The following is a 15194-nucleotide window of genomic DNA, read 5'->3' as shown; positions in this document are numbered from 1 at the left end:
AAATCTGCCTGGGGGAGTGAATCATTTGAACAAAAATGAAAGCAAAATTAAGCATTGGCTAAAGGAGAATCGCGCTCGAGGGGCAAGACTGTTACAAATCCTTGTACGTGAAAATAGCACGAGAGGAAATGAAAGCAGTACACAAGCGATTGTAATTGAAAAATGTCGTCAGCTTGGGCTAGAACTTGATATTTGGGAACTTGATGGTGAAGAATTAAAGAAACATCCAGCTTATTGCTGTGACCGTCAAAGTTTCGAAGGGAATCCCAATTTAGTAGCAGTGTTAAAAGGGTCAGGCGGCGGAAAGTCAATCATTTTAAACGGCCACATCGATGTCGTCCCAGTTGGGGAAGAATCGAGCTGGAGTCATGACCCGTTTAGCGGATTGATTGAGTGCGGCAAGCTGTATGGCAGAGGCGCAACCGATATGAAAGGCGGGAATGTGGCACTCCTCATGGCAATCGAATCGTTGATTGAAAATGGAATTAAGTTAAAAGGGGATGTTATTTTTCAAAGTGTTATTGAAGAAGAAAGCGGTGGGGCTGGTACTCTTGCAGCTGTTTTAAGGGGATATCATGCAGACGGGGCTATCATTCCAGAGCCGACAAATATGAAAGTATTCCCAAAGCAACAGGGTTCCATGTGGTTTCGGATCACCGTGACTGGGAAGGCGGCACACGGTGGAACTAGATATGAGGGTATTAGTGCCATCGAGAAATCTCTTCTAGTGATTCAAGGCTTACAACAGGTTGAGAAAAATAGAAATGCCAAGATATCAGATCCTCTCTTTGAAAAAATCCCTATTCCTATTCCGATTAACATCGGAAAGATTACAAGTGGCGAATGGCCTTCTTCGGTGCCTGACACCGCCATCATCGAAGGAAGAATGGGAGTATCGCCGGATGAAACGATTCAATCGGCACAGCATGAAATGGAAAATTGCCTGCGTGAATTAAATCAGCAAGATGAATGGCTGCGTGAAAATCCCCTAAAGATTGAATGGTTTGGCGGTAGGTGGCTGCCAGGAAGTCTTGAAAGTGATCATCCATTGATAAAGGAACTAACTAAAAGTTTTGTAGAAGTGAAGGGGGAGAACCCTGTTATTGAAGCAAGTCCATGGGGAACAGATGGTGGAATTCTTTCCGTAGTAGGAAATACTCCTGTTGTAGTTTTCGGTCCTGGTATTACCGAAACGGCTCATGATGCCAATGAGCATATCAATCTCGAAGATATGTTTACAGCAAGTGAAATCATTGCCTTAACACTATTGAACTGGTGTGAAGTAGATGAGTAGGAGAATTAACTATTTTTAACAGTAAGATATAATGATAGATTTACAGCGGAATCGTCTGGCTTAATTCTAGGCCAGACTTTTTTCAAAATGCCTTGAGTGAGATTATTGTATGTAGGGAGTGACCTAAATGAATAAAACAGCATCCACCATTTGCTTGCAGGAAAGCAGCTATTTCCTCGAAGTGTATCTTGATCCTTTTAATAATAGAATTCGGGTTGATGATTATCGTGGGAATACAAGATTACTATTAGAAAAAGCGGAGGAGCTCGTTCTTCAGCATCATGCGGAAAAATTAATCATTAAAGGACGGAGCGAAGATTTTCTCTTTTTTATCGAAAAAGGCTTTCAGTCAGAAGCGGTGGTTGACCGTTATTTTCTTGGCTCAGATGCACACTTTTTTTCAAAATTCTATACTCCAGACCGAAAGCGGAATGATCATTGGATTACCGAAGACGGAATGATTCATAGCATTTATCAATTGGACACAACAGTGGAAAAAACATTCCCACCAAAGGAATACCAAATAAAAAAGGCGGATGAGAGCTGTGCTGAGGAGCTTTCTGCATTATATAGCCACGTATTTCAAATTTATCCTACCCCATTGCATGATGCGGAATATGTAAAAAAGACGATTCAGGAGGGGACGATCTATTATGTCTTTTTTTATCAGGGGAAAATTGTCAGTGCAGCCTCTGCTGAAATTAATGTTTTTTATAAAAATGCCGAATTAACGGATTGTGCAACATTAACAGAACATAGGAAATATGGACTCATGAAGATTATTCTTCAAGAGCTTGAACGTGAATTGAAACGCAATGGAATCTTTTGTGCATATTCCATTGCGAGGTCGTTATCCTTCGGGATGAATGCCGTTTTATTTCAACTTGGTTATTCGTATCGGGGAAGGCTTATGAATAATTGTTATATTTATGACAAGCTCGAAAATATGAATATGTGGGTAAAGAATCTGGCAATCTGCTAAAATTTCGGCTTAAGAAGCCAATTTTTCGGCACCTACATTACGGCCAGAAGGGCAGGTGAATAAATTGGTACACTTAACAGATTTAACGCAAGAAGTTATGACAGCCATTCTAAAGAGTATTGATGAAGGAATCCATGTGGTAAATACAGAAGGAAGAACGATTTTTTATAATGAAGTAGCAGCAAAGCATGATGGTATGGATGTGAAGGAAGTGCAGGGAAATCATTTAATTGATGCATTCCCCTCTCTGACAGAAGAGTCCAGTACGCTTTTAAAGGTAATTAATACAGGGAAGCCTATTTACAATCAAACACAGGTTTACCTGAATATACATGGGACAAGAATTGATACTATCAATACCACACTCCCGATCTTTCTGGGAGAAAAAATAATCGGGGCCGTAGAAATTGCGAAAGACTATTCACGCATGAAACTGCTGGCAGAAAGATTATTAGATTTACAAAAAAGCATCAATAAAAGCAGAAAAAAAAGGGTTTTGAAGCAAGTAAACTATACTTTTAATGATTTAATGACGGTTAACTCTGAATTTATTGGTATGATAGACGAAGCGCGGAAGCTGGCAAAATCAGATTCTCCTATTCTTGTTTATGGAGAGTCTGGAACGGGAAAGGAATTATTTGTTCAAGGCATTCATAATGAATCACTCCGTTCAGGCGGTGCATTTATTGTCCAAAACTGTGCAGCTATACCAGAAACCTTGCTGGAAAGTATCCTTTTTGGCACCGCCAAAGGCAGTTATACTGGGGCAGTCGATCGCAAAGGGCTATTTGAACTTGCCGACGGTGGTACCCTATTTCTCGATGAACTACATACAATGCCGATTGAACTGCAGGCGAAGCTTTTAAGGGTTTTAGAGGATGGGATGGTAAGAAGGATTGGAGGCTCGAATAATAGTTCCGTGGATGTACGTGTCATCGCCGCGATGAATGTGCACCCAACCATTGCTCTTCAAGAAAAGAAGCTGCGCTCCGACCTTTATTATCGCTTAAATGTATTCACGTTTTCACTCCTGCCATTAAGGAAACGGACTGAGGATATTTTGTATTTAACTGATTATTTTATTCAAGAATTTAATAGAAAACTTAAAAAGAGTATACAAGGTGTAGAAAAGAAGCTTGAGAGTTTCTTTATCGACTATCAATGGCCGGGGAATGTCCGGGAACTTAAACATACGGTTGAATATATGATGAATGTTTGCGAGGAAAAATGGTTGAGGTATGAAGATTTGCCAATTATGCTTAGGCAGCAGCCTGCCACGTCAAAAGGAAAAAGTACTCCTCATCGAGGTCTATCATTAAGAAAAAATCTTGAATTAGTTGAGAAGAAGTTAATTATGAATGCCCTTGACCAAAGCGCAGGGAATATTAACCAAGCAGCAAAGCTTTTAGAGATTCCAAGGCAGACATTACAGTATAAAATGAAAAAAATGATGGAGTAAACCGCCGAATTTTCGGCGGTTATTTTATTTTTTTAAAAGCTGAAAAATAAGAATTTTCATTCAAATGTGATTATTACGGTATTTTTGTAGTTGGCATGATTCTTGCATAAATTATTTAGTAAAGTGAGCATAGGGGGAATGATCATGAAGCAATTTTTATTTAAACCTAAAAGGCATTGGAAGGATATAGAGCTTTGGAAAGATGTTACAGAAGAGCAGTGGAACGATTGGCTCTGGCAATTAACCAATACAATCCGTACGATAGATGACCTAAAAAAAGTTATTAACTTAACTCCAGATGAAGAAGAAGGGGTAAGGATCTCTACGAAAACGATTCCATTAAATATTACTCCATACTATGCTTCTTTAATGAATCCTGATGATCCAAGGTGTCCAATCAGAATGCAATCCGTGCCGATTTCAAAGGAAATTTATAAAACGAAATATGACCTTGAAGACCCATTATATGAAGATGAGGATTCTCCTGTACCAGGGCTGACGCATCGATATCCTGACCGTGTCCTGTTTCTTGTTACAAATCAATGCTCGATGTATTGCCGCTATTGTACAAGAAGACGCTTCTCCGGGCAAATAGGGATGGGGGTGCCTAAGAAACAACTAGATGCTGCGATATCCTACATCAAACAAACACCGAAGGTTCGTGATGTGTTAATTTCCGGCGGTGATGGGCTATTAATCAACGATAATATTTTGGAATATATCTTAAAAAATTTACGAGAAATTGACCATGTAGAAATCATACGGATCGGGACAAGGGCACCTGTTGTGTTCCCGCAGAGAATCACAGAAAACCTCTGCAATATTTTGAAAAAGTACCATCCTGTGTGGCTGAATACTCATTTTAATACTTCCATCGAAATTACAGAAGACTCAAAAAGGGCATGTGAAATGCTAGCAAATGCTGGAGTTCCGGTTGGTAATCAGTCTGTTATACTAGCAGGAATTAACGACAGTGTCCCAATCATGAAACGGCTTATGCATGATCTCGTCAAAATACGTGTCCGCCCATACTATATTTATCAATGCGATCTTTCGGAAGGAATTGGTCATTTCCGGGCACCTGTTTCCAAAGGACTCGAAATTATCGAGGGACTTCGCGGACATACCAGTGGGTATGCTGTGCCAACCTTTGTCGTCGATGCTCCTGGCGGCGGCGGGAAAATTGCCCTGCAGCCGAACTACTTAATTTCCCAAAGCCCAGAAAAGGTGGTTCTCCGTAACTTTGAAGGTGTTATAACATCCTATCCGGAACCTGAAAACTATGTACCGGGCAGAGCAGAAGGTTATTTTCAAGAAATTTATCCTGATATGGAAGAGAAAAGGTCGCTTGCCGGTATTGCTGGAATAATGAATGATCAACATTTTAATCTTGTTCCGGAAGGTATTACAAGACTTGATCGTCGTAATGATTACAATCAAGATCCTACACATACATCGTTAAAGGATAAGCGGAGTAAGCGAGATGAATTAAAGGAAAAGAAATTTAAAGCATTGACTGAGAAGGAAAAGGATAATCAAATTACGAAAGTCGCCGGAAATACAGCAGAGCCGATTAGCGAATAGGAGGCGAGGAAACGTGAAAATTGAATGTGAATGGTGCAACAGCACAAATGTAGTGCGAACCTCAGACTCTGTTTTCTGGGAATTACCGGACGGCTCGAGGGCGATTGAAATCGCGGCAACCCCCACATATCGCTGTGCTGATTGTAACATGGTTTATCAAACCGAAGTCATTGTAAAAGAAATCGAGAATCATTTATTTTTGATTGATTGCAAACAAATCGGGAAAGTGATTGCCTTTGAAGAATTAATGAGAATACCTAGATTATTGAAAAAGAATTATTTTGATTTTTCCTCATAAAGATAGCAGCTTGAATACAAGGGCTGTTGAATCCTTTTGTATTTCTGGACGATATCGGCAGAATCCGCTATAGTATTTCATATATATAATTAGAAGGGTATTCAAATATGAGAAAATCATTTTATCATTTTCTAATGAAATACAGACATCCAGCCCCAAAGGATGAGATAAGCTCGTTTGCTAACCATGCTTATTTGGATCATGGTTTTCCGAAAACAGCGGAGGATTACCATGAATTGAGTTCATATCTGGAACTAAATGGCCATTATTTAGAATCAATGACTGTTTTTGATGAAGCCTGGCAGCAATATATAAATTCGGAAAGTTGATTATCGCAGACAATGTAATCGTCTTCTAATGGGAGGCGATTTTTTCATTTTATAAATCTCGTGAGCGATATCGATTGCCATGCATATACTATTGTAAATAATATTCAGACTAATCCAATTGAGGGGATGGGAGGACATGGCAAAAAGAAAAAAATCGAAGTATCAAATCGGGGATACAGTTGTGATTACAATTTATGGAACAGTAGGTAAGGTCACCGATATAAAATGGCTAGAAGGTAAGTATGTTTATGAAGTAAATAAGAGTGATGGGTTATTCATTGAAGAAGCCCTGCAATTACTTTCAGAATATGATGGCACAGTAATGGATCAAGAACAGATTGATATTGAATATAAGTTTTTTTTCGGAGATCTAGTTCAAGTTAGTGGTTATGGTGCTGATTTATTTAAAATAGTTGGCTTTCGAACAGAAATTTGGCGCTACAAAGAGGATGCCTGGGAAGATGTCATTTATGAGCTTTCACGAGTTAGTGATGGGGAATGGCTTGAAGCTGGTGAGGAGGAATTGACACTAGTTGCTGATGCTGAGAGTGCTGATACGTTCATCCAAAAACTAGGTCTTCTATACTTAGTCAACAAGCAAGAGAAAACAGAAAAAAAACCTAAATTTCAGAACATGAATAGGAAATCAGAATATGAAGAAATTGAACGAAAAAAAGAAAAAAAAGAACTAATTGATAATCTATTGGACATATTTAATGATTACCGTATTCTATATGAAATGTTTCAAGATCAAGAATACTATCAAGTAATGCGGGTGATTCTCAGAAAATTAGAAAGTCTAGGAAGTAATGATGGGAAAAGTCATGTATAGCTACCACCTTAAAATTAGAAAAAATAAATATAGAACAAACGGAATTCCTGCCCATTTAATGAAAAAAAACATTGTGTCAGTAATTTTTGCAAATAATCCAACGGTTAAACCATCCTCACAGTTAACATCTTCTATAAAAGCTTCTAACTTCAATTGTACATTTGACATTTGATCACCTCATAGGTTTCTTTATTTACATCCTATGCTTGTCCAATTAAAAAAAGACATGTTTGCTTTTGATAAAATCACTTTTAAAATCGTACATTTATACTGGATAAATCAATTGGAAATGGCAAATCAAAGTAAATAGCATGAAAAAGTCATGTACATCATACATTCTCTAAAAAGGGGGCGATGCTATGAGAGAAATTGAAGTTTTTATTGATACAGAAGAAATTGCAGAATTTTTCTTTCATGAGCTTGTAAAAAGGGGATACGTTCCTAGCGAAGAGGAATTGGAAGAAATCGCAGACATAACCTTCGAATATTTGATCGAAAAGAGCATTATCGATGAAGAGGTACAAGATGAATAATAATAATCAAAAAAGGAGAGGAGTAAAGCCTCATCCAATTATATAGATGAACACGAAAGACGAGCATTTGCTGCTCGCTTTTTGTTTGATAAAATTTTCATTTGTTTTTACATAAATCTAGCGAAACCTTTATATTTTTTCTTCGTATATAATGTGAAGCAATAAGTATGTTCAATTGAGGAGGAGAAAACATGTCATTTTTTAACAAAGTATTTGCAAGTGTAGGAATCGGATCTGCTGCGGTGGATACTAAGCTCGAAAAGGATACGTACATGCCGGGTGAGAATGTTCAGGGTGTAGTAGAAATAAAAGGCGGCAAGGTAGAGCAGCAGGTTGACGAGATTTATCTTACCTTAAATACCACCTATTTAAGAGAATCCGATGATCGAAAGTATACCGTAACGGCTGCCATCGACCGTTTTCGTTTAACGACTCCATTCACCATAAGGGCAAATGAAAAAAAGGAAATTCCATTTTCTTTTCAACTTCCATTTGATACCCCGCTATCGATTGGCCGCTCCAAAGTTTGGGTTACAACTGGCTTAGATATTAAAGGCGGTATGGATCCAAGTGATAAAGACTATCTAAAAGTTGTGCCTAATCCCTTAATGTCTGCTGTGTTTAATGCTATTGACAGCCTTGGCTTTAGAATTCGCGAAGCAGATTGTGAGGAAGCTCCAAGACGCTTACGGGCTCGGCTGCCATTTGTTCAAGAATTTGAGTTTGTACCGACATCAGGTCCGTTCCGCGGCAGATTAGATGAATTAGAAGTTGTTTTCTTCCCTGCAGGAAATGGCTCACTCGATATTATGTTCCAAGTGGATCGGCGTGCAAGAGGATTATCTGGATTGTTCTCAGAGGCATTGGGGGCAGATGAAACAAATGTAAGATTATCTGTCATAAATGCTGATATCCCATATATACAGCAAAAAATTCAAAGTGTGATTCAAAGATATTCATAAAAAATTGAAAATCGACAAAAATAGTGCGGTTTCTATGGAGGATTCGACAATGTCCATCGCTAATTATTAGAATAGAAAATTAATTCTGATAATTGGAGGGATATGATGATCAGAGTATTATCAAAAAGAGCATGTATTCAATATGATGTGACGATCTTTCAAACTCCAAAGTACCGTGAATATAAGGGCTATAAAGAGGTTTATCGAACAAATATTCCCGCGAATAACCGTCAACATTGTTTAAAGGAAACCTTTAGCCGCTTTAATGTGACCGATAGAATTCCGGCAAATTATAAAGGGAGATTTCTCACAACAGGGGACATTATTTTAATTGACGAAGGTCGTTCGGGTCAATATTATTATCAATTAAAACCCGGGGGTTGGTACCCAATAAACCGAATCATGCTTCTCTGATAACCGTGGGGGATGGAATAACCCCCGCGGTTTGATATTTCACTTTATCACAATCATCTTTTTCTTCCGCCAGTTGCAATATGCTCTTTTACATGTGCTTCATGTTCTGCGACAATGGCCTCTGCAGGAATATGATTATTTTTCTTTTTCCCATTAATCCGGCTTCGATGCTTTTTTCCCATCAATACCCCTCCTTTTATTTAGAAATAGCTTCCCACAATTTTAAAAAATAATGTCCATTTTTGAGAAACGTTTTTCAATAAAAATCGTTTATGTTATAGTGACTATGGTACAGACTATCATTTTGTGCTAACTTTTGATTGGAGGTTATTTAATGAGCGTACATATTGGTGCAAAAGAAAATGAAATTGCGGAGACGGTATTGCTTCCTGGGGATCCACTTCGAGCAAAATATATTGCAGAGACATTTTTAGAGGATGTTAAATGTTATAACGAAGTTCGAAACATGTTTGGTTTTACTGGAACATATAAAGGAAATAGAATTTCTGTTCAAGGGACAGGAATGGGAGTTCCATCTATTTCGATTTATGTAAATGAATTAATGCAAAGTTATAATGTTCAAAATTTGATTCGCGTTGGAACCTGTGGAGCAATCCAAAAGGATGTAAAAGTCCGTGATGTGATTTTAGCGATGACCAGCTCTACAGACTCAAACATGAACCGTCTTACCTTTGGACACGTTGATTTTGCACCAGCTGCCAACTTTGATTTACTCAAAAACGCATATGATGCAGGGGTCGCTAAAGGTCTTAATTTAAAAGTAGGCAATGTCTTCACTGCAGATTCTTTCTATAACGATAATGCTGAACTTGAAAAATGGGCTAAATATCAGATTCTCGCAATTGAAATGGAAACAGCTGCTCTTTATACGTTGGCAGCGAAATTTGGCCGGAAAGCCCTTTCAGTTTTAACTGTTAGTGACCACATCCTAACAGGAGAAGAAACCACAGCTAAAGAACGGCAATTAACCTTTAACGATATGATTGAAGTAGCATTAGAAGCTGCAATCAAATAAATCTTTATTTATAAAGGTTTTTTAGTCTTCACTGATTTATAGAAAAATAAGCAAGTGACCAAAAAGTGACTATTTATAAAATTGCATTGAATGCGTCACTTGCTTTTTCTTTATCGTTTTTAGTTAAGTGACTATACGTGTTTAACGTTTGCTTAATATCCGAATGGCCTAGTTGTTCTTGGATTATTTTAAAATTTACCCCTTTACTGAGTGCATACGAAGCATAAGTATGACGTAAACCATGAAGGTTTAATGGTGGTAAGTTAAATCTGGATACGATGTCTCTCCATCTTCTAGTCAAACCGTCAGGATGAGTTGGAAAACCATTGTCTTTGGTAAATAGTAAATTTACAGGTTCTTTATCATCATCTAACATAGGAGTCCACGCAGATCCAGATGCTAATTTTAATTTTTTTTGCTTATTGGCGTATTCTTTTATTTCCTTCATAAACTTATTTGGAACATTCACTATTCTTGAACGTTTTGTTTTGGTAGGACCAAGAAAGAATCTTTTTGTATCTTTATCATATTGCAATGTTTTATCGATTAAGATTGTATTATCGTTATAATTAATATTCTCCAATCGAATACCTGCAATTTCTGTCATTCGTAATCCGACAAGCACAGCTAGCTTCAATTCAATACGAGGTTTTGGCCTAACTTTATCTAACACGGTTAACAAGAGTTTCAATTGTTCTTCATCATAAAATTGTATTTCTCTATTCTTTTTTGGAACCTCCGGGCGATCTACATTTCTCATTGGATTTTCTTTAATTACTTCCCATTTTACAGCCTTAGAAAATATGCTTTTTAACATAACATATTTTCCTTTTAGACTTTTTTGATTTAGTTCCATTTGTTCTTTAAAAAATACATCTATATGGAAAGCTTTAATCTTTGTCATTTTTAATTTACCTAATGATTCGAGAACCCCATTGTTTAAATAGCTTTCATAAGTACTTTTGCTTTTAACGGATAATTTAACTTTGACGTATACATCCATCCATTGTTTCACAAAGTTTTCAAATGTAACATTACCATCTTTTGATGGATTCTGTTCTTTGCGTACTTCAATTTCAAATTCAGTAATGGCTTTTTTTAGTGCCCTTTCACTTTTAGCTGTTACAGTTTTTGTTCTCCTATTTCGCTTCCCCTTCTCGTCATAACCAAGTTCAACAAAAATTTTATATTTGTCGTTCCCCAATTCTGTAAAAGAAGCCATATTAAATCACCCCTTTAATTCATCCTCAATAACTTCTATATAGTAAGAGCAGCATATTCTCGTGAAGAAAAGCTGCTCTATTTAATATCCTGGCCAGAATATTAATCTAAGATGACTGAATACCAAATGACTTTAGCATAAATTTTAAGGTCATTTTGTGTATCATATGGAATTTCAATATCCCGAAACTTTCTATTTGTAGAATCAGGGCTGAAAATCAATACCTGATCTTCTTCAATTATCCTAACACGTTTCATACTAAAATCACCGTCATGGCTAAAAATGACGATATCATCATCCTTCACTTCATCACAGTCAATCTGTTTAGCAATAACAAATGAACCGTCAGGTATAATTTTATTCATACTATCTCCGTTAACTCTCATCACAAAAAGATCTTTGCAATACGAGTGCTTTCCTAAAATTTTCCTGGGTATGCTCATGTACTCAACAGTGCTTTTTGTAACACCTTCTACGGTCGACAGAGCACCTGCTGCGATATTGCCAAATATGGGTAAGTCCAATTTTGGAGAATCATTGTATTTGGCCGGGTTTTCTTTCACTATGTCAGGAAAGTCTTCAGGTTTATTTAAAGACTCCACACTAACTCCCAATACTCTACAAATTTTAATTACGTTATCAATTGAAGCGTTATTTAAATTACGTTCAATCATAGATCTAATAGTTGTATAAGGTACCCCAGATTCCTTTGATAAGCTCATTACAGTATAATTCTTCTCTTCAATTAACTTTGACAGGTATTCTCCTCTATTCATTATTAACTTCACCTCCTTAAATAGCGTTCCAATTACGAAAAATCGTAACTATGAATATAATATAACATTCGTAATTACGACTGTAAATATATTATTTACTATTTGTCGTAATTTATTTCCAAAAAGTAGTTGACGACTTACGAACTGTAGTATAATATGAACTTGTAACTTACGATGAATCGTAACTAGTGAAGGAGGTGATCTCATGTATAGAAATCTGTTAGCTGAAATGGCTAGAAAAGATATCAGTAAAAAGGAAATGGCTGATTTATTAAAAATGCGTTATTCAACACTAGTTGATAAAACAAATGGTAAGTATAGATTTTATCTAGATGAAGCTTTAAAGATTAAAGAAACTTTCTTTCCTGATCTTCCACTTGAATATCTCTTCGAACCAGATGGATATATTTTAGAAACTTAAAGTGGGTTTAATTAAATGAATATGAAAAAAGAAAATTTGATGAAATCTGAGGTGTAAGCCTCAACTTTTTTGTCACAAATATGTCGAAGTTTGAGAAAGAAGATGAGAGCTTTTGATGAGGAAAGTTAGAGGGGTTAAGAGAGTTTGTGATTATCTCAACTCAATAGATTGCCCTATAAGTGAATCAACTGTATTCCGTCTAATGAAAACAAATAATATTCCTTTTTCTAGACCTGCACCAAGAGTTGTAATTTTTGATTTAGATGAAATTGATGCCTGGATTGGTAAAGGAACAAGTGAATAATCAAAAAATTGAAGAAAAACACCCTTATTTTTTTGTTCAAAAAATGTCGAAATATTGTGTTGAAATATTAGTTTTTTTAAAAGAACAGATAGAATAATAGATTTATTTGTAAAAAAGGAGGAAAAAACAATGACAAAAGTTTTGTTATCAAAAGAAGAAATTGAAGCTTTGGAAAGTGCACTTGAAGTTAACGGTAGGGATAAAGCTAATGTAGTTCAATGGCACGCTCAAAACTTGTGGGAGGGTAAAAGAGCACCATTAAATGATTTAGATTTGGATACTGTCTGCACATCATTGTACGTCGGGTATGAGTTAGAACCAAGTCCAGAGGATAAGGTGTTAAATCTATATAAATTTTATAGTGATAATGGACTTGCAAGGGAAGTAATTGAAGAAGTGCTTGAATCTTTTAATGTCCAAATCAAAGGAATCAATTGCTGATATGTTTTAGATCCATTTTAAAGGAGGTGAAGCATATGCGGATAAAACCAAAGCAATGGTTAACAATGACAGTCCAAGAAAAATAAGACCCGTGCTGCAACACGAGTCTTGTGTAAAGGTGATTCATACATAAACCTAATTTTATTTTATATGAATCGCCTCGTAAAAATCAAATGGAGGTATAAATAATGCCATATTTTGATTCGAAAAGCCGTACTGTTTTCAGTCCACAGTGCGATAAGTTGGATCCGTTTTATAAAATGCTTGAGCAATATCATAAAGTAATTGGTGGCAGCAATTTATTCGATGATCTAGTGGAGACATATGAATATCTTGATTTTGTACTAAGGGAGGAAAAAAATAATGAACTCGTTACAACAGATTGAACTAATGGAAGTTGAAGAAATCCAGTCCCAGGATATCAAATTTGAAATCACAGACATTAACAGCCTAAATTGGGCATTCCGTAAAATGTCTGCTCTTAAGTCAAAAGAAAAGGAAATCAAACAGCTGGCAGAGGTTGAACGTGATCGCATTGCTGAATGGGAGCGTGGAGAACTGTCCACAATCTCTAGTAGTCTTGAATTCTTCGAGAATATGATTTCTATTTACCATGCAAAGCAGCTTGTAGCAGATCCAAAGGCAAAAACTATCAGTACTCCTTATGGTAAATCTAAATCTCGTAAAACTAAGGAAGCTCCAGATAAAGCAGATGAAGCAGCAATCCTACAGCACGTCATTGAAAATGGCATGGATGATTACATCAAGAACAGTCTTAAATGGGCTGATTTCAAAAAGGCAGTCAAAATTGTGGAAGTAGCAGGCCACAAGGTAGTAGTTGATGAAAATGGACAACTTGTTCCTGGTATGACTGTTAAGCCTGAATCAATTTCTTATAGTGTGGAGGTTTAAAAATGAGTTTTCAAATCACGTTAGCGCAACGTGAAAAATTAAAAGCCTGCATAGCATTATTCGGAGCAAGTGGCGGAGGGAAAACATTTACTTCTCTCCTCCTAGCTTATGGAATGATGAAGGAAGCTTATCCGGATATGTCAGATGAAGATTTGTGGAAGAAAATCGGTGTTATTGATACCGAGCATAAGAGGGCACTTCTTTACGCTGACAATACTGTTAAAGGTTACAAGATTGGCCGTTTTAAGCACATAGAATTTGATGCTCCTTATTCCACAGTGAGATATCACGAAGCGATTGAGCTCTTAAAAAAAGATGGTTGTGAGGTCATTATTGCCGATAGCCTTTCACATGCTTGGGAAGGTATTGGGGGAATACTTGATCAGCAGCAGGATTTAGGTGGCCGTTTTCAAGATTGGAAAACAATGAAGCCGATCATTAAAGACTTCATAAAATCTCTTACAGAAAATGATGTTCATATTATCGCGACACTAAGAGCCAAACAAGAATATCAGGCAGAACGTGATGATAATGATAAGCTGCAGATTCGCAAGCTGGGACTTAAGCCAATTCAAAAGGATGACCTGGAATATGAATTTATGATTGTGCTTCGAATGGAGCAAAGTCATAATGCTATCCCAACAAAGGATAATTCAAACTTACTAAATGAAAATGGTGAACTAATCAAGTCTGAGCATGGTGCAGCAATTTATAAATGGCTGGAGCTTGGTATTGATGTTAAAGCTGAACAGGCCAAAGAAAAAGATAACTTAATTAATCAGATTAAAAATATTGTTAATTCCAGTGATGATGCTGCAAAAATGCTAGGTGAAATTGAATTCAAATCAAATCAAAGGTTGGAAGAATTCAATTTGAAATATTTAAATGCCGCATTAGATAGATTACAAGTTTTCAAAACTAAGGAGGAAAAATAAATGTTTAAAGTAGATCATTCAAAAGGTGACGGGTTCGAACCAATTAAGCCGGGTGAATATGAAGTAACAGTTATTAATTATGAATTGAAGAAATCTAGTACGGGAAAGAACATGGTTGTAGTAGATTATGAAATCCGTTCCGATGTGGATCAACCTTGCCAAGGTCAAAAGATTCTTTTTGATAACTTTGTAGTTTCGGATAATACAGAATGGAGATTTCAGCAAGCTTCCAAAGCAGCGCAATTTCCAGATGGCATGTCATTCAACAGCTACAAAGAATGGGCTGATGCTTTCTTAAATAAGCCTCTTCGATTAGTAGTCGGTGAACGTGAGTATAACGGTAAGAAAAATCCTCAAGTAAATGGTTTTAAAGTGTCTGAAGCTAGCGCGCCATCAGGTATCACAATTAGTGATGATGATGTTCCGTTCTGATTTTAAATTAAATAAGTTCGTTGAATAG

General features: G+C 36.6%; 22 protein-coding genes. 18 read left to right on the top strand and 4 right to left on the bottom strand.

What is annotated here, in order from left to right:
• Positions 1-25: 25 nt before the first annotated feature.
• The 7 genes from QNH20_RS16645 (at position 26) to QNH20_RS16615 (ending at position 6778) form a co-directional block, all read left to right on the top strand.
• Positions 26-1294 (top strand): peptidase, encoded by a 1269-nt coding sequence (locus tag QNH20_RS16645; RefSeq protein WP_283919097.1) that lies wholly within the window; start codon positions 26-28, stop codon positions 1292-1294.
• A gap of 127 nt (positions 1295-1421) precedes the next feature.
• On the top strand, positions 1422-2276 hold the full coding sequence (ablB, locus tag QNH20_RS16640; protein ID WP_283919096.1) for a putative beta-lysine N-acetyltransferase: 855 nt from the start codon (positions 1422-1424) through the stop codon (positions 2274-2276).
• A gap of 97 nt (positions 2277-2373) precedes the next feature.
• Entirely contained in the window at positions 2374-3735 is a 1362-nt protein-coding gene (locus tag QNH20_RS16635; protein WP_283923435.1) for a sigma-54 interaction domain-containing protein, read from the top strand.
• Positions 3736-3879: 144 nt separating this feature from the next.
• A complete protein-coding gene (gene kamA / locus QNH20_RS16630; RefSeq protein ID WP_283919095.1) occupies positions 3880-5319 on the top strand; it encodes a lysine 2,3-aminomutase in 1440 nt (479 codons plus the stop codon).
• Between the two features lie 13 nt (positions 5320-5332).
• Positions 5333-5617, top strand: a complete 285-nt coding sequence (locus tag QNH20_RS16625) for a YokU family protein (RefSeq protein WP_283919094.1) — start codon at positions 5333-5335, stop codon at positions 5615-5617.
• A gap of 107 nt (positions 5618-5724) precedes the next feature.
• Positions 5725-5946, top strand: a complete 222-nt coding sequence (locus QNH20_RS16620; protein ID WP_283919093.1) for a YozE family protein — start codon at positions 5725-5727, stop codon at positions 5944-5946.
• 136 nt (positions 5947-6082) lie between these two features.
• Positions 6083-6778, top strand: a complete 696-nt coding sequence (locus QNH20_RS16615) for a hypothetical protein (RefSeq protein WP_283919092.1) — start codon at positions 6083-6085, stop codon at positions 6776-6778.
• Here QNH20_RS16615 and QNH20_RS16610 read toward each other — a convergent pair whose 3' ends face one another.
• Complete coding sequence (locus QNH20_RS16610) at positions 6779-6946, bottom strand: hypothetical protein (RefSeq protein ID WP_283919091.1); 168 nt, start codon at positions 6944-6946, stop codon at positions 6779-6781. It lies immediately after the preceding gene.
• Positions 6947-7137: 191 nt separating this feature from the next.
• On the opposite strand from QNH20_RS16610, the gene QNH20_RS16605 reads away from it, so the two are divergent.
• The 3 genes from QNH20_RS16605 (at position 7138) to QNH20_RS16595 (ending at position 8687) form a co-directional block, all read left to right on the top strand.
• Entirely contained in the window at positions 7138-7311 is a 174-nt protein-coding gene (locus QNH20_RS16605; RefSeq protein ID WP_283919090.1) for a YozD family protein, read from the top strand.
• Between the two features lie 191 nt (positions 7312-7502).
• The gene (locus QNH20_RS16600; RefSeq protein WP_283919089.1) at positions 7503-8273 is read left to right on the top strand and encodes a sporulation protein; all 771 of its coding nucleotides are present in this window, start codon (positions 7503-7505) and stop codon (positions 8271-8273) included.
• Positions 8274-8375: 102 nt separating this feature from the next.
• A complete protein-coding gene (locus QNH20_RS16595; protein WP_283919088.1) occupies positions 8376-8687 on the top strand; it encodes a YodL domain-containing protein in 312 nt (103 codons plus the stop codon).
• A gap of 53 nt (positions 8688-8740) precedes the next feature.
• On the opposite strand, the gene QNH20_RS16590 is transcribed toward QNH20_RS16595, so the two are convergent.
• The gene (locus QNH20_RS16590) at positions 8741-8869 is read right to left on the bottom strand and encodes a hypothetical protein (protein WP_283919087.1); all 129 of its coding nucleotides are present in this window, start codon (positions 8867-8869) and stop codon (positions 8741-8743) included.
• A 152-nt stretch (positions 8870-9021) separates the two neighbouring features.
• On the opposite strand from QNH20_RS16590, the gene deoD reads away from it, so the two are divergent.
• Complete coding sequence (gene deoD, locus QNH20_RS16585; protein ID WP_283919086.1) at positions 9022-9723, top strand: purine-nucleoside phosphorylase; 702 nt, start codon at positions 9022-9024, stop codon at positions 9721-9723.
• 73 nt (positions 9724-9796) lie between these two features.
• Here the strand turns inward: deoD and QNH20_RS16580 are convergent, their stop codons facing one another.
• The gene (locus QNH20_RS16580; RefSeq protein WP_283919085.1) at positions 9797-10945 is read right to left on the bottom strand and encodes a tyrosine-type recombinase/integrase; all 1149 of its coding nucleotides are present in this window, start codon (positions 10943-10945) and stop codon (positions 9797-9799) included.
• 101 nt (positions 10946-11046) lie between these two features.
• Positions 11047-11721: an XRE family transcriptional regulator gene (locus QNH20_RS16575; protein WP_283919084.1), complete on the bottom strand. Its 675-nt coding sequence runs from the start codon at positions 11719-11721 to the stop codon at positions 11047-11049.
• Positions 11722-11926: 205 nt separating this feature from the next.
• On the opposite strand from QNH20_RS16575, the gene QNH20_RS16570 reads away from it, so the two are divergent.
• The 7 genes from QNH20_RS16570 (at position 11927) to QNH20_RS16540 (ending at position 15166) form a co-directional block, all read left to right on the top strand.
• Positions 11927-12142, top strand: a complete 216-nt coding sequence (locus tag QNH20_RS16570) for an XRE family transcriptional regulator (RefSeq protein ID WP_283919083.1) — start codon at positions 11927-11929, stop codon at positions 12140-12142.
• 115 nt (positions 12143-12257) lie between these two features.
• Positions 12258-12446 carry a helix-turn-helix transcriptional regulator gene (locus QNH20_RS16565; protein ID WP_283919082.1) on the top strand — a complete coding sequence of 63 codons (189 nt, stop codon included), beginning with the start codon at positions 12258-12260 and terminating at the stop codon, positions 12444-12446.
• A 129-nt stretch (positions 12447-12575) separates the two neighbouring features.
• The gene (locus QNH20_RS16560) at positions 12576-12887 is read left to right on the top strand and encodes a hypothetical protein (RefSeq protein ID WP_283919081.1); all 312 of its coding nucleotides are present in this window, start codon (positions 12576-12578) and stop codon (positions 12885-12887) included.
• A gap of 188 nt (positions 12888-13075) precedes the next feature.
• On the top strand, positions 13076-13273 hold the full coding sequence (locus tag QNH20_RS16555; RefSeq protein ID WP_283919080.1) for a hypothetical protein: 198 nt from the start codon (positions 13076-13078) through the stop codon (positions 13271-13273).
• A complete protein-coding gene (locus QNH20_RS16550; protein ID WP_283919079.1) occupies positions 13251-13799 on the top strand; it encodes a host-nuclease inhibitor Gam family protein in 549 nt (182 codons plus the stop codon). The genes QNH20_RS16555 and QNH20_RS16550 overlap by 23 nt, the downstream gene beginning before the upstream one ends.
• A gap of 2 nt (positions 13800-13801) precedes the next feature.
• The gene (locus tag QNH20_RS16545; protein WP_283919078.1) at positions 13802-14734 is read left to right on the top strand and encodes an AAA family ATPase; all 933 of its coding nucleotides are present in this window, start codon (positions 13802-13804) and stop codon (positions 14732-14734) included.
• The gene (locus QNH20_RS16540; RefSeq protein WP_283919077.1) at positions 14735-15166 is read left to right on the top strand and encodes a DUF669 domain-containing protein; all 432 of its coding nucleotides are present in this window, start codon (positions 14735-14737) and stop codon (positions 15164-15166) included.
• Positions 15167-15194 lie beyond the last annotated feature (28 nt).

It is taken from the genome of Neobacillus sp. WH10, from assembly GCF_030123405.1.
Taxonomy (GTDB): Bacteria; Bacillota; Bacilli; order Bacillales; family Cytobacillaceae; genus Neobacillus.
The sequence above is the reverse complement of the archived record's forward strand: the minus strand, read 5'-3'. Positions and strand labels throughout refer to the sequence as shown.